Genomic DNA, 12,286 nt, shown 5'->3' on the forward strand with positions numbered 1-12,286 from the left:
TCTCGAGCTCTGCGAAGGACAAGCTGGCTGAAGCCGGCGGCTCCGCAACCGAGCTCTGAGTTCTCTGAGAGTTGGCGGCCGGATTCCTGAGGCGTCCGGCCGCCAACTTATTCGTTTACTCTCACGGCGGTTTCGTGTGGCCATGGCAGCTCAGTAGGTGTTTGAATCGTACTTCGTAGGGGGGTGGCGAATTCGAGTCGGCGGCGGGGGCGTCGGTTGAATTCGTCGGCGACGAAGCCGAGGTCTTCTTGGCTGTAGCGGCTGAGGTCGGTGCCTTTGGAGAAGTATTGGCGCAGGAGCCCGTTGGCGTTTTCTTTGGTTGCTCGTTGCCAGAGTGCGTGGGTGCCCGCGAAGTAGATGTCGATGTCGGTGCTCTCTCGCTATTCACGAGTACGTGAGGCAGATGGGTCGGAGGTGAGCGTCGAAGATGCGCTGTCGCTCATCAACTCCACGCTCGCTGCCGTGATGGCCAAGGACGGTGTCAACAGGTGGCGGGGTTACTACCCTCGGCGCAGACTCGCGTGAATCTGGCTGCAGTCAATGAATTGGGCTTCCTGCTATACCATGAGGTGGAGAAGAAGGCACGAAGGACGCCATCCTGTTCACGGCCTGGTGAGTGCTGGGGGGTGTCCCTATGTTGTTTGTCAAGCTGCGAGGGTGACGGGTTTGGGGTTGGGCGAGGGTGTTGGTGGTTGGTAAGGGGTGCCGTCTCGGAGCATGGCGTAGATGACGTTGCATCGTCGGCGGGCGAGGCAGATGATGGCGGCGTTGTGGCGTTTCCCTTCGGCACGTTTGCGTTGGTAGTAGGTCTTGGATGCGGGGTCGCGGGTGGAGGCGATCCAGGCGGAGTAGAAGAGGGCGTTCTTGAGGCGTTTGTTGCCTGCTCTGGATGGGTATTCACCGCGGATGGAGGAGCCGGAGCGTCTGGTGATAGGGGCGATGCCGGCGTAGGCGGCGAGATGGCTGGCGGTGGCGAAGCTGGAGCCGTCGCCGATGGCGAGGAGGATCTGTGCGGCGGTCTTGATGCCGATGGTGGGCATGCTCATCAAGACCTTGGAGAGAGGGAAGTCGGCGAGCATGGCTTCGACTTCTTGTGCGACGGTGGCGCGTTGGGTCTTGAGCTCGACGACTTGCGCGGCGATGCGGGGGATGATGCTCTCGACGGCGCGGGTGGCGGGGACGGTCACGGTTTGTTCCTCGAGTGCGGTGAAGATGCGGTCGATGAGCTGGCCTGGATTCCGGTAGCGGTGGGTCCGGGCGTAGCGCAGGACGCGGGTCTTCCCGGCCGTGGCGAGACCGGTGGGGCCGGCGTATTTGATCAACAGGTTCAGCGCGAGTTCGCTGCTGAGGGTGGTGCCGGTGAAGACCCGTTCGAGGGCGGGGTGGATCTGTGTGAGCAGCGAACGGAGCCGGTTCAGCGCGCGGGTGCATTCGTGGGCGAGGTCTTCGTCGAAGCCGGAGAGGACTTTCAACGCGGACAGAGTTTCGCTGTTCTGATCGACCTGCCGGAGTGTGTGGGGCATGGTACGGGCGGTGTCAGCGATGATGAATGCGTCTTTGGCGTCGGTCTTTGCCCGGCCGGGATAGAGGTCGGCGGCTTTGCGCATGGCCAGACCGGGCAGGTAGGCGACCTCGCAGCCAGCGTTACGGGCGACTGCGACCGGGAGCGCGCCGATTGTGTTGGGTTGATCGACCACCAGCAGTACTCGGCCGTGGTCGAGTAGCGTGGTGAACAGTGCGCGGAGTTTGGCCTCGTCTTGTGGGAGGGGTTTGTCGAAGATCTTCTTCCCGGTGGGATCGAGCGCGCAGGCGTGGTGCTCGGTCTTGCCGACGTCCAGGCCAATGGTGATTGCAAATGGTGTCTCCATGGTGGCTCTCCTCAATGAGAGTTTCTGGCTGGTCGCAGTCGTGACACCCACTGCCGGCACCCACGTTACGGTGAGACCTCAGCAATGCTGGGCCGTGTCCCTATCAGCGGTCAACGAGTGTCTCTCGGTCGGGTGGCAACACCCCCCGGACCATCAATGGCAGGGCGAGACAGCCATGCCCGACCGAGCGACCAGATCCCCGACGTTCGAGGACTCTTCCAAGGTAACGGGCGTGCACGAGCAGGGTGCAAGTGTGCCCCGACGCCACTCTTGTCACGGCAGACGTTCGATTTCGAGATGAACGAGGAGTAGCAGCTCATGGAGCAAGTGCTAGGAGGCCTAAAATGGGAGATACCTGCGAAATGGGTCGACGCTGGACCGCGTGACAGACTTCTCGATATGGACATCGAAGACAGCGTCCTTAGCTATTACCTCTCTATAAAGACCAAGGCGAGTTTCCAAGGGAGCGGAGACCTACAAAATCGGGTTGTACTTGTATTGGGACTACCCGAGACGACGCGCGGTCAACCAGCAATGGACGGTCTAGACAGATTCTTCAAAGCGCGTAACGAGATCGTGCACGAGATGGACTTCACTGGCAGCAGGGACAACTCGATAGCTAGACGGGCTCGTTCAGCGAACGACGTACAAGAGCAGTGCTACTCCGCATTGAATACTGCCGCGGAGTCAATCAATACGACTATTGCGACGCTTTCAGAAGCAAAAGTCTGATGACCGGATCGAATCACCCGAATGGCTCACCCAAATCTGCCGGTGAGCGGTTCCATGCGCATCCAGCGAGAAACGCGGACCTGACTCCGTTCCGGGCCATCGCGGAGTCGGTTACCGCCTCGGGCGGCGAACTCGTAGAGCAGGTGTCGGCTCTGATCGACCAGGCGCAGGCGTTCGCGGCCGCGCAGGTGAACGCCACCCTGACGCTGCGGAACTGGTACATCGGTCGATTGATCGACGTGGCCGTGCTTCGCGAAGGACGTGCCGGGCATGGCCAGGAACTTGTTGCGTCACTGGCGCAACAACTGACTTCACGCTACGGGCGAGGCTACGACCGAACGAACCTGTACCGGATGGTGCGGTTCTCCCAGCAGTTCACCGACCCCGAGCTTGTTGCGTCACTGGCGCAACAAGTCAGTTGGACCCACTTCCGCGAGCTGCTTCCGCTCGCAACCGGCGACGCACGAGCCTTCTATGTGAAGGAGATCGTCGACCGCCACCTCAGCGTCCGTGACCTGCGCCACGCCATTTCTCGCAAGGCGTTCGAGCGCCGTGAGATCGCGGACTCGCAGATTCCCGAGGGCTCGGCAGTCCCGCTGGATGCCTTCCGTGACCCGGTGCTGCTTGACATGCTCGGGCTGACCGACACCTTCTTGGAGCGCGACCTCGAAGCGGCTTTGCGTCACGACATGGAGGCGTTCCTGTTGGAGGTCGGTCGAGGGTGGACGTTCGTCGAACGTCAGAAACGCATGACCTTCGATGGGGACGACTACCACCTCGACCTGCTGTTCTACTCCCGCCCCCTACGTCGGCTGATCGCGGTGGAGCTGAAGGTTGGCAAGTTTAAGCCAAGCTACCAGGGGCAAATGAACTTCTACCTGAAATGGTTGGACAGGCACGAACGCCAGGCAGATGAGAATCCGCCCATCGGTCTCATCCTGTGCACCGAGGCGAGCCGTGAACAAATCGAGCTGCTGGAGATGCACAAGGAGGGAATCGTCGTGGCGGAATACTGGACGACGCTGCCACCAAAGGCCGAGCTTCAAGCACGTATCCAGGCTGTCTACCGGGAAGCGCAGGAGCGAATCGCCCGGAGGCAGCTCACCGCAGCGGCGGAAGAACATATCAGTGAGTAGGGGATTGGCTGACGCTGGACGCAGCCTCGTCGGCATTGAATAGTGGGTTTTAGAAGACAATGATGGCGAGGAGCAACGGAAGATCGAGTGGGCAAGGCTTTCGACCTGCCCTCCGAGGAGCTCCGGGGCGAGGTCTATGAGGTCATCACGCGGACCTACAAGACTGCTGACTGGCCGGATATCTGGGCGAAGGAGGATGCCCAGCGCCGGGGGTGGACCGCCGCGCACGCTGACCAAGCAGGGACTGCCGAAGGTTTGGTTAGCTCCAAGACTGCATGACTTCCGGGAAGGGGCTGTGTCGAAAGGGCAGTCACCATGTCGAAGATCACCCAGTTGAAGTCCGGTGCCAAGGGGAAGGGTAATCAGAAGGATTCCCTTCGTTCGCTTGGTCTCAAGCGTGTTGGTCAGAGTGTCGTCCGTGAGGATCGTCCTGAGGTGCGCGGCATGATTAACGTCGTGTCGCATCTTGTGGCGGTTGAGGAGGTGAAGTGACATGGCAGTAAAGATTCATCACCTGCGTCCTGCGCCTGGTGCTAAGACCGACAAGACTCGTGTGGGTCGTGGTGAGGCGTCCAAGGGTAAGACTGCAGGTCGTGGCACGAAGGGCACTGGCGCTCGCAAGAATGTTCCTGAGAACTTCGAGGGCGGGCAGATGCCGATGCATATGCGGATTCCGAAGCTCAAGGGCTTCAAGAATCCGTTCCGTGTGGAGTATCAGGTTGTGAACGTCGGCCGCATCGCCGAGCTGTTCCCGAAGGGCGGCGACGTGACCGTCGACGACCTCGTGGCAGCTGGCGCCGTGCGCGACGGCCACCTCGTCAAGGTGCTCGGGCAGGGTGAGGTGAGCGTCAAGCTCAACGTGACTGCCCACAAGTTCTCGAGCTCTGCGAAGGACAAGCTGGCTGAAGCCGGCGGCTCCGCAACCGAGCTTCGGGCGCACAACCTTTCAAGGCGGTGACCGGTTCCGACTTCGGGTCCGGTCACCGTCCCCTTTTTTCTCTACAACGTAAGAGAGTGCCTAGCTGTCCAAGCATCGGCTTCCGTGACTTGGGGGCGTGGCGGCAAAGTTGCTAGGCTGACCGAGTTGTATTAGGCCCTGTGGCCACATGGCCGCGAACGGATTGAAAGTAGCGCTGGATGTTCTCCGCCTTCCTGAACGCGTTCAGATCACCGGATCTGCGTAAGAAGATTCTCTTCACGCTCGGTATCATCGCGATTTTCCGGTTCGGCTCATCGCTGCCCTCCCCGAACGTCAACATGGCTCGCATCGGTGAGTGTGTCACCCAGGCGAGCCAGGGTTCGGCGGCAGGCCTGTACTCGATGATCAACCTCTTCTCAGGTGGCGCGCTGCTGCAGCTCACAGTGTTCGCGCTGGGCATCATGCCGTACATCACCTCGTCGATCATTATGCAGCTCATGACTGTGGTGATCCCCAAGCTTGAGGCCCTGAAGAAAGAAGGCGGTCAGGGTCAGGCGAAGATCACCGAGTACACGCGCTACCTCACCCTCGTGTTGGCCGTGATGAATGCGACGGCGTTCGTCACCCTCGCGAGCACCGGCCAGCTGCTCCAGGGCTGCGCCGGCATCCTGTACTCGCAGGATCTGCTCGCCCTGGTCACGATGGTGTTTGTGATGACCGCAGGCACCAGCATCATCATGTGGATGGGTGAGCTCATCACTGAACGTGGTATCGGCAACGGCATGTCCATCATGATCTTCACCCAGATCACCGCCGCATTCCCGAGTGGCATCTGGTCGGTCAAGGCGCGGAACGAGGGCGCCATCGGCTGGTTCTACCTCGTCGCCATCATCCTGGTGGGCTTGCTGGTGATGGGAGCGATCCTGTTCATGGAACAGGGCCAGCGTCGCATTCCGGTGCAGTACGCGAAGCGGATGGTTGGGCGTCGCCTCGTCGGTGGCTCTACCACTTACATCCCGCTCAAGGTGAACCAGGCGGGTGTGATTCCCGTGATTTTCGCCAGCTCCATTCTGTATTTGCCAGTGCTGTTCGCGACGTTCCGTCCCGAAACTGCGGCGGGTCAGTGGATCGGACGCTACTTTGCTGGCCAGAACTCCCACTTCAGCCTGCCCTACAACCTCTTGCAGTTCGTCCTCATCATCGCCTTCGCATACTTCTACGTGTCGATCACCTTCAATCCTGAAGAAGTGTCCGACAACATGAAGAAATACGGTGGTTTCATCCCGGGCATCCGCGCGGGCAAACCCACGGAGCGCTACCTGGGCTACGTGCTGAACCGTCTCACGGCACCCGGTTCGCTCTACCTGGCCATCGTCGCAGCGCTGCCGACGATCGCCTTCATGGCCGTCGGCGCCAACCAAAACTTCCCCTTCGGCGGCACGTCGGTACTCATTATGGTTGGTGTTGCGCTCGACACGATCAAGCGCATTGAGAGCCAGCTGCAGCAGCGTAACTACGAAGGGTTCCTCAAGTGAGGCTTTTGATCATGGGCGCCCCGGGTGCTGGCAAAGGCACGCAAGCGACAGGGCTCGCCAACAGGTACGGCATCCCACCGATCTCGACGGGCGACATCTTCCGTGCCAACATCAAAGGGCAGACTCCTCTGGGGGTCAAGGTGAAAGCCATCATCGACGCGGGCGAGTATGTGCCCGACGAGATCACGGAAGCGATCGTGGCTGACCGCCTCGCGCAGCCCGACTGCGAGCCGGGTTTCCTCCTCGACGGGTTCCCCCGCACGCTGCACCAGGTGCACTTCCTCGACGAATACCTCGCGGAGCACGACGCGGCGCTCGATGCCGTCGTGAGCTTGCACGTCGACCCGGAGGCGCTCGTGGAGCGCCTGCTCAGCCGGGCCGAGAAGGAAGGCCGCGCCGACGACAACGAAGACACCATCCGCCGAAGGATGGAGGTCTACGCCGGGCAGACCGCACCGCTGTTGATGCACTACGAGCAGCAGGGTCTGCTCGTCGAAATCGACGGCACGGGCAGCGTGGACGAGGTGCAGGCGCGCATGTTCGCCCAGCTCGATGAACGCGTCGCCGATCAGTGATGGAGAAGAAAACCGACGAACAGCTGCGGCTGATGCGCACAGCGGGGCTCGTCGTCGCCGAGGGGCTCGCCGCGATGATCGATGCCGCCAAGCCTGGCGTGACCACAATGGAGGTGGACAACGTCGGTCGTGAGGTGCTCGCGCGGCGCGGGGCCACGTCGAATTTCCTGAACTACGGCGCGCAGTACGGCCTGGGCTTTCCTGGGGTGGCCTGCATTTCTGTCAACGACGTGCTCGTGCACGGCATCCCTGACAAACGCGTGCTCCAAGAAGGCGACCTCGTCAGCATTGATTTCGGGGCAATCGTGCAAGGTTGGCATGGTGACGCTGCCAGAACCATCATCGTTGGAGAGGGATCGGCGCAAGACCGCACGCTCAACCATGTGACGGAGGAGGCGCTGTGGGCGGGTACGCGCATGATGCGTCCGGGGCGCAAGGTCAACGACGTTTCGAAGGCCATCGAGAAGTCCATCATGAGCCAGGGGCGCTTCGGGATTCTGCGCGAGTACACGGGCCACGGCATCGGACGGTCTATGCATATGCCGCCGGATGTGCCTAACGTGCGCACCTTCGGGCGTTCGGCGCAGCTTGCCGTGGGCACCGTCTTGGCGATTGAGCCGATGGTGACCAACGGTGGGCATCGAACGCTGGAGCTCGACGACGAATGGTCCGTCGTCTCCGCCGACGGTTCCAGGGGCAGCCACTGGGAAAACACCGTCGCCATCACCGCGGGTGGCATCTGGGTGTTGACCGAACCCGACGGCGGAGAGGCCCGGCTGGGCGAGCTGTTTGGCCCGCTGGCGGACTGACCCCCGTAGACTGAAGGCATGGAGCTCTCACCGTCGTCGAAGTACATTGCCCGCAGCGAAGAGCCAGTTGCTGAGGCCGAGCGGCAATCCCTCGAATCTCGGCTCGCAGACGAGTTTCAGGCCGGCCGCATTGAACAAGATCGTTACCTCGAGCTGCTGGATCAACTCTACGCTGCCACCACGCTGGGAGACTTGGCTCCGGTGGTTCGCGAGCTGCCTGACGGCACGACGGGGGTGCCGGCCATCGTCGAGACGGGGAGCGGTGCGCCTGGAGAGCTGGCGCCGATCTCGACCCGGGCGCTGAAACCCATCGTCGTTGGTGGATCTATCGTCGGCGCAGCGCTCGTGGTGATCGTCGTGCTCGCGCTGCTGCTGTGAACCCTGCCACGCGTAGGGTGGGCTGTATGCGGCGAGGTGCATCTGACCTCGCCAAGTGAGGAGCCATGTATGAGTGAGCCGTCGTCGGATCGTGACGACGTCGAAGCGTCGCTAGGGGGCAGCTCTGGTGCGCCACCCAACGCGACGCGTCCAAATAACCGTAACCTCACGCCGAACGTCGTCCCTCCCAGCGCAGGCGAGCCTCCGTCATGGTTCCCCGACGAAGAGGTAAGCCGCCCCAACGCGCCCAGCCCGACGTCGTGGACGACGCCGCCGTTCCACGACGTACGGGCGCCCGGCCCCCGCTGGGAGGAACGTGCGCCGTCGGCAGAGCGCAATTCCCGCTTCTCCCAGTTCGGCATCATCTTGGTTTCGGCAGCGATCATCGTCGCGGGCTCGGTGATCGGGCTCGGTATCGCCTTGTCCGGGCGTTTTCCGAAAGCCCAGCCCGTCGCCGCGTCGCCGTCGATGACGAGTAGCCCGAGCATCGTCGGTACTTCTTCCCCAAGTCCCCGCCCGACGGAGACCGTCACCCCGACGGCGATCCTCACCCCGACGGTGCGAGTCACCCCGTCGCCAAAGCGCAGCCACAAGGCGGCCGTGTCGACGTTAGAGCCGCTGCCACCCGCGAATGGATCGCTCGATGCGGCTCTCCAATCCAATCCGCTGTACGCACTACCGGCGCCTACACTGCGGGGTTGTCCGGCGCAGACGACGCTCCACGATCAGAAGCAGTGGCGAAAGGTTGTGCGCCAACAATGGAAATGCGTGCACGAAGCTTGGGTGCCGATTTACGAGGAGATGGGGTGGTCGACGAAGATGCCTGAGGTGATGTTCTACCCGGGCGTCGGATCGAAGAGCGACTGCGGATACTTTGAGGCGCCGGCGTTCTACTGCGCCGCTAAGGGAGGCAGCGTCTTCTTTGGCGGACAGCACCTCGAGATGGCGCAACAGTGGAATCTCTCGGTCAATGAGATGGTCAACCACGAATACAGCCACCACATCCAGGCGCTCGCGGGCATCTCGCAGGCCTGGTCGCGTGAGAAGAATGCCGACGACGGCCTCATCCGCCGTAGCGAGCTCCAGGCCGTGTGCTGGTCGGGCATGATGACCGTGCGTAACGACGCCGTCAAGTTCGGCCCCGACGACGCCGAATCGTGGGGCAAACGACTGCGCACCATGCGAGAAAGCGAGCAGCACGGCACGCGCGCATCTCTCGTGGACTGGGGCACGAGGGGGCTGCGAGCGCAGACCATCGGCGACTGTAACACCTGGACAGTCGACGAACAGCGCGTGCGGTGAGCCGCTACTGGGCGAGGGAACCCGTCGCGGGATTCCAGGCGAACACCTCGCGATGGGCGATGAGACCGGCCGTGCGGAACGGGTCAGCGTCGAGTACCTGCGTGACGGCGTCGAGCGAGTCGGCGCGGAACAACAGCAGCGCCCGCCCAGGCTCGGTGCCCAGCAGCGGGCCTGCGCCGACGTTCTCCTCGAGCGAGGAGAGGTAGCGACGGTGTTCCGGGCGCACGTCGTCGAGCTTGGCCTTGTCGGTGGCATAGGTGTAGAGCACAGCGAAGTAGTTCATGCCGTGAGAGTACCCCGGCCGCCGCGCCATCGTCGTAGTGGGGGATTTGGGGCACTCGCGAGCGGGCGCGTAGAATGCCCCGAGGGTGTGCGTGTGCCGCCCTACCGGCAAAGATTGAGAGTTTATGGCTAAGAAGGAAGGCGCCCTCGAGATGGAGGGCACTGTGGTTGAGGCACTGCCGAATGCGATGTTCCGCGTGGAGCTCGGCAACGGACACAAGGTGCTCGCCACCATCTCTGGCAAGATGCGTCAGCACTACATCCGAATTCTGCCGTCCGACCGCGTCGTCGTCGAGATGTCTCCGTACGATCTCAACCGCGGACGAATCGTTTACCGGCACAAGTGAGGCCAGCGCGCGCCCCGTCGACGTGCCGACGGGGCCCCGGCCAAGCGCCAACTGCTCCGGGTTTGGTGATCTGGGGAATTACGCGTAAAATTGTCGGTTGGTCGTCTGTGCCCGTCCCTGCGCCCTTTTCAGGGCAGACGCAGCACAGATGTCCTGTGACTATCCACCACAAGATTGGGCACCCCTATGCCCAGTCGCTGATTGAAAAGGTTGCTCGATGAAGGTTCAGCCGAGCGTCAAGAAGATCTGCGACAAGTGCAAGGTGATCCGCCGGCACGGTCGTGTGATGGTGATTTGCGAAAACCCTCGCCACAAGCAGCGTCAGGGCTGAACGCAAACCACCGCGGGGTACGGCATCGTCCGCCCGCCGACAACTGAAGCAACGTGTTCGCAAAAGGCTGGTTCGCCAGCCCCCACCCCCGGACGAAGGCCGGGGCCCCGTGGCCGAAGTATCGGCCAGCCAAGGCAGCGGGGACGCGACGCGCCACACACCTTCGCAACTGGCCGGAACCAGTTGAAACCTAGAAAGGTACCGCCTGATGGCACGCCTCGTTGGTGTTGACCTTCCGCGCGAAAAGCGCCTGGAGGTTGCACTCACCTACATCTTCGGCATCGGGAAGACCCGCGCAGCCGAGACCCTCGCCGCCACTGGCGTGAGCGGCGATCTTCGAGTCCATGAGCTCACAGAAGACCAGTTGGTCAAGCTTCGTGATCACATCGAAGGTCACTACGAGATCGAAGGTGACCTGCGTCGCAGTGTCGCCGCAGATATCCGTCGCAAGGTAGAAATCGGCAACTATCAGGGCCGACGTCACCGCTCCGGGCTGCCTGTTCGTGGCCAGCGCACGCGCACGAACGCTCGCACCCGCAAGGGCAAGAAGAAGGCCGTCGCCGGCAAGAAGAAGGCACGCTGACCCTCGCGGTGAGCTGGAAGACTGTAGGAGAAACTCACACTTATGGCTACTGCAGGCCGCAAGGGCGCACAGCAGAAGATGCGCCGCAAGGAAAAGAAGAACGTGCTGGTGGGTCAGGCCCACATCAAGAGCACCTTCAACAACACCATCATCTCGATCAGCGATCCCTCCGGCGCCGTCGTCGCTTGGGCATCCGCCGGCACCGTCGGGTTCAAGGGCTCGCGCAAGTCGACACCGTTCGCCGCACAGATGGCAGCAGAGGCTGCCGGACGTCGCGCCATGGAGCATGGCATGAAGCGCGTCGACGTGTTCGTCAAGGGCCCCGGCTCCGGCCGTGAGACCGCCATTCGTTCGCTGGGCGCCATTGGGCTCGAGGTCGGCACCATTTCCGACGTGACCCCCGTGCCACACAACGGTTGCCGCCCGCCCAAGCGTCGTCGCGTCTAGTCAATCTCGAGATAGAAAGGACAGCAGAGAATCATGGCTCGTTACACCGGCCCTCTCACCAAGAAGTCTCGTCGTCTCGGGACTGACCTCGTCGGAGGCGACAAGTCGTTTGAACGTCGCCCGTACCCTCCGGGTCAGCACGGACGTGGGCGCACCAAGGATTCCGAGTACTCCCTGCAGCTGAAGGAGAAGCAGAAGGCTCGCTTCGCTTACGGCGTGCTCGAGAAGCAGTTCCGCCGCTACTACGAGGAAGCAGATCGTCTTCCAGGCAAGACCGGCGACAACCTGCTGCGCATCCTCGAGACTCGCCTCGACAACGTCGTGTACCGCGCAGGCTTTGCGGCTACCCGTCGTCAGGCCCGTCAGCTCGTTGTGCACGGACACTTCCTGGTGAACGGTCAGCGCGTGAACATCCCGTCGTACCGTGTGCAGGAGAAGGACATCATCGACGTCGCCGAGAAGTCGATGAACCTCCACCCGCTGGTTGTCGCTCGTGAGACGCATCACGAGCGCTCGGTTCCGGCGTGGCTTGAGGCCCGCCCCAACCGCATGCGCATCCTCGTCCACCAGCTCCCCGTTCGCGAACAGATCGTCGTGGACGTTCAGGAGCAGATGATCGTCGAGCTCTACTCGAAGTAGTAGCCCTCTGGGGGCCGGAACCGCTCCGGCCTCCGTTATCGCACCATCAAATAGCGGTTGGTGCGGGAAGGAAACACAATGCTCATCGCTCAGCGTCCAACGCTCACCGAAGAGGTCATCTCTGACTACCGTTCGCGTTTCGTGCTCGAGCCCCTCGAGCCCGGCTTCGGCTACACGCTCGGTAACTCCCTGCGTCGCACGCTGCTCTCGTCGATTCCTGGTGCGTCGGTCACCAGCATTAAGATCGAGGGCAACCAGCACGAATTCTCCACGCTGGAAGGCGTGGTGGAAGACGTCACCGAGATCATCCTGAACCTCAAGGGCCTCGTGCTCTCGTCGGAAGAGGATGAGCCTGTGGTGATGTACCTGCGCAAGGCGGGTGCAGGCGCCGTGACCGCCGCCG

The 12,286-nt window shown here is 62.2% G+C and carries 17 protein-coding genes and 2 pseudogenes; 16 read left to right on the forward strand and 3 right to left on the reverse strand.

Features of this window, described 5'->3' with window-relative positions:
* Positions 1-107 precede the first annotated feature (107 nt).
* A pseudogene (locus tag Q0X61_RS11110) lies at positions 108-365 on the reverse strand (hypothetical protein); the annotation flags it as partial.
* Between Q0X61_RS11110 and Q0X61_RS11115 the strand changes: the two are divergent.
* Positions 364-525 carry a hypothetical protein gene (locus Q0X61_RS11115; RefSeq protein ID WP_297742654.1) on the forward strand — a complete coding sequence of 54 codons (162 nt, stop codon included), beginning with the start codon at positions 364-366 and terminating at the stop codon, positions 523-525. The pseudogene Q0X61_RS11110 and the gene Q0X61_RS11115 sit on opposite strands and share 2 nt — an antisense overlap.
* Positions 526-644: 119 nt before the next feature.
* On the opposite strand, the gene Q0X61_RS11120 is transcribed toward Q0X61_RS11115, so the two are convergent.
* Entirely contained in the window at positions 645-1,868 is a 1,224-nt protein-coding gene (locus Q0X61_RS11120) for an IS110 family transposase (RefSeq protein ID WP_297742656.1), read from the reverse strand.
* 399 nt (positions 1,869-2,267) lie between these two features.
* On the opposite strand from Q0X61_RS11120, the gene Q0X61_RS11125 reads away from it, so the two are divergent.
* The 9 genes from Q0X61_RS11125 (at position 2,268) to Q0X61_RS11165 (ending at position 9,254) form a co-directional block, all read left to right on the forward strand.
* Positions 2,268-2,600 (forward strand): hypothetical protein, encoded by a 333-nt coding sequence (locus Q0X61_RS11125; RefSeq protein ID WP_297742658.1) that lies wholly within the window; start codon positions 2,268-2,270, stop codon positions 2,598-2,600.
* On the forward strand, positions 2,600-3,736 hold the full coding sequence (locus Q0X61_RS11130; protein ID WP_297742660.1) for a YhcG family protein: 1,137 nt from the start codon (positions 2,600-2,602) through the stop codon (positions 3,734-3,736). The genes Q0X61_RS11125 and Q0X61_RS11130 overlap by 1 nt, the downstream gene beginning before the upstream one ends.
* Before the next feature lie 315 nt (positions 3,737-4,051).
* On the forward strand, positions 4,052-4,228 hold the full coding sequence (gene rpmD / locus Q0X61_RS11135; protein ID WP_297742662.1) for a 50S ribosomal protein L30: 177 nt from the start codon (positions 4,052-4,054) through the stop codon (positions 4,226-4,228).
* Position 4,229: 1 nt separating this feature from the next.
* The gene (gene rplO, locus Q0X61_RS11140) at positions 4,230-4,694 is read left to right on the forward strand and encodes a 50S ribosomal protein L15 (RefSeq protein ID WP_297742664.1); all 465 of its coding nucleotides are present in this window, start codon (positions 4,230-4,232) and stop codon (positions 4,692-4,694) included.
* Positions 4,695-4,873: 179 nt separating this feature from the next.
* On the forward strand, positions 4,874-6,190 hold the full coding sequence (gene secY, locus Q0X61_RS11145; protein WP_297742666.1) for a preprotein translocase subunit SecY: 1,317 nt from the start codon (positions 4,874-4,876) through the stop codon (positions 6,188-6,190).
* Entirely contained in the window at positions 6,187-6,765 is a 579-nt protein-coding gene (locus Q0X61_RS11150) for an adenylate kinase (protein ID WP_297742668.1), read from the forward strand. The genes secY and Q0X61_RS11150 overlap by 4 nt, the downstream gene beginning before the upstream one ends.
* Entirely contained in the window at positions 6,765-7,574 is an 810-nt protein-coding gene (map, locus tag Q0X61_RS11155; RefSeq protein WP_297742670.1) for a type I methionyl aminopeptidase, read from the forward strand. Before Q0X61_RS11150 ends, map begins: the two co-directional genes overlap by 1 nt.
* A gap of 18 nt (positions 7,575-7,592) precedes the next feature.
* Positions 7,593-7,952 (forward strand): DUF1707 domain-containing protein, encoded by a 360-nt coding sequence (locus tag Q0X61_RS11160; protein ID WP_297742672.1) that lies wholly within the window; start codon positions 7,593-7,595, stop codon positions 7,950-7,952.
* A 69-nt stretch (positions 7,953-8,021) separates the two neighbouring features.
* On the forward strand, positions 8,022-9,254 hold the full coding sequence (locus Q0X61_RS11165) for a neutral zinc metallopeptidase (RefSeq protein WP_297742674.1): 1,233 nt from the start codon (positions 8,022-8,024) through the stop codon (positions 9,252-9,254).
* Positions 9,255-9,258: 4 nt separating this feature from the next.
* Here the strand turns inward: Q0X61_RS11165 and Q0X61_RS11170 are convergent, their stop codons facing one another.
* Positions 9,259-9,537, reverse strand: coding sequence for a YciI family protein (locus tag Q0X61_RS11170; protein ID WP_297742676.1), 279 nt, complete (start codon positions 9,535-9,537; stop codon positions 9,259-9,261).
* A gap of 124 nt (positions 9,538-9,661) precedes the next feature.
* Here Q0X61_RS11170 and infA point away from each other — a divergent pair, with 124 nt between their 5' ends.
* The 6 genes and pseudogenes from infA to Q0X61_RS11200 all read left to right on the forward strand — a co-directional run.
* A complete protein-coding gene (gene infA / locus Q0X61_RS11175) occupies positions 9,662-9,883 on the forward strand; it encodes a translation initiation factor IF-1 (protein WP_108870060.1) in 222 nt (73 codons plus the stop codon).
* Between the two features lie 217 nt (positions 9,884-10,100).
* Entirely contained in the window at positions 10,101-10,214 is a 114-nt protein-coding gene (gene rpmJ / locus Q0X61_RS11180; RefSeq protein WP_020575560.1) for a 50S ribosomal protein L36, read from the forward strand.
* Positions 10,215-10,422: 208 nt separating this feature from the next.
* The gene (gene rpsM, locus Q0X61_RS11185; protein ID WP_297742685.1) at positions 10,423-10,797 is read left to right on the forward strand and encodes a 30S ribosomal protein S13; all 375 of its coding nucleotides are present in this window, start codon (positions 10,423-10,425) and stop codon (positions 10,795-10,797) included.
* A 42-nt stretch (positions 10,798-10,839) separates the two neighbouring features.
* Entirely contained in the window at positions 10,840-11,244 is a 405-nt protein-coding gene (rpsK, locus tag Q0X61_RS11190) for a 30S ribosomal protein S11 (RefSeq protein ID WP_108870056.1), read from the forward strand.
* Positions 11,245-11,277: 33 nt separating this feature from the next.
* Positions 11,278-11,883 (forward strand): 30S ribosomal protein S4, encoded by a 606-nt coding sequence (rpsD, locus tag Q0X61_RS11195; protein ID WP_297742688.1) that lies wholly within the window; start codon positions 11,278-11,280, stop codon positions 11,881-11,883.
* Positions 11,884-11,961: 78 nt separating this feature from the next.
* Positions 11,962-12,286: pseudogene (locus Q0X61_RS11200) on the forward strand (DNA-directed RNA polymerase subunit alpha); the annotation flags it as partial.

The sequence above is a fragment of the uncultured Tessaracoccus sp. genome (genome assembly GCF_947255005.1).
Classification (GTDB): domain Bacteria; phylum Actinomycetota; class Actinomycetes; order Propionibacteriales; family Propionibacteriaceae; genus Arachnia.

Excerpts from the sequence above, each read along its gene's own strand:
- Q0X61_RS11120 (WP_297742656.1), bottom strand. The coding sequence starts at position 1,868 with ATGGAGACACCATTTGCAATCACCATTGGCCTGGACGTCGGCAAGACC.
- map (WP_297742670.1), top strand. The coding sequence starts at position 6,765 with ATGGAGAAGAAAACCGACGAACAGCTGCGGCTGATGCGCACAGCGGGG.
- rplO (WP_297742664.1), top strand. The coding sequence starts at position 4,230 with ATGGCAGTAAAGATTCATCACCTGCGTCCTGCGCCTGGTGCTAAGACC.
- Q0X61_RS11165 (WP_297742674.1), top strand. The coding sequence starts at position 8,022 with ATGAGTGAGCCGTCGTCGGATCGTGACGACGTCGAAGCGTCGCTAGGG.
- secY (WP_297742666.1), top strand. The coding sequence starts at position 4,874 with ATGTTCTCCGCCTTCCTGAACGCGTTCAGATCACCGGATCTGCGTAAG.
- rpsD (WP_297742688.1), top strand. The coding sequence starts at position 11,278 with ATGGCTCGTTACACCGGCCCTCTCACCAAGAAGTCTCGTCGTCTCGGG.
- Q0X61_RS11170 (WP_297742676.1), bottom strand. The coding sequence starts at position 9,537 with ATGAACTACTTCGCTGTGCTCTACACCTATGCCACCGACAAGGCCAAG.
- Q0X61_RS11130 (WP_297742660.1), top strand. The coding sequence starts at position 2,600 with ATGACCGGATCGAATCACCCGAATGGCTCACCCAAATCTGCCGGTGAG.
- Q0X61_RS11160 (WP_297742672.1), top strand. The coding sequence starts at position 7,593 with ATGGAGCTCTCACCGTCGTCGAAGTACATTGCCCGCAGCGAAGAGCCA.
- rpsK (WP_108870056.1), top strand. The coding sequence starts at position 10,840 with ATGGCTACTGCAGGCCGCAAGGGCGCACAGCAGAAGATGCGCCGCAAG.
- rpmJ (WP_020575560.1), top strand. The coding sequence starts at position 10,101 with ATGAAGGTTCAGCCGAGCGTCAAGAAGATCTGCGACAAGTGCAAGGTG.
- Q0X61_RS11115 (WP_297742654.1), top strand. The coding sequence starts at position 364 with ATGTCGGTGCTCTCTCGCTATTCACGAGTACGTGAGGCAGATGGGTCG.
- Q0X61_RS11125 (WP_297742658.1), top strand. The coding sequence starts at position 2,268 with ATGGACATCGAAGACAGCGTCCTTAGCTATTACCTCTCTATAAAGACC.
- rpsM (WP_297742685.1), top strand. The coding sequence starts at position 10,423 with ATGGCACGCCTCGTTGGTGTTGACCTTCCGCGCGAAAAGCGCCTGGAG.
- infA (WP_108870060.1), top strand. The coding sequence starts at position 9,662 with ATGGCTAAGAAGGAAGGCGCCCTCGAGATGGAGGGCACTGTGGTTGAG.
- rpmD (WP_297742662.1), top strand. The coding sequence starts at position 4,052 with ATGTCGAAGATCACCCAGTTGAAGTCCGGTGCCAAGGGGAAGGGTAAT.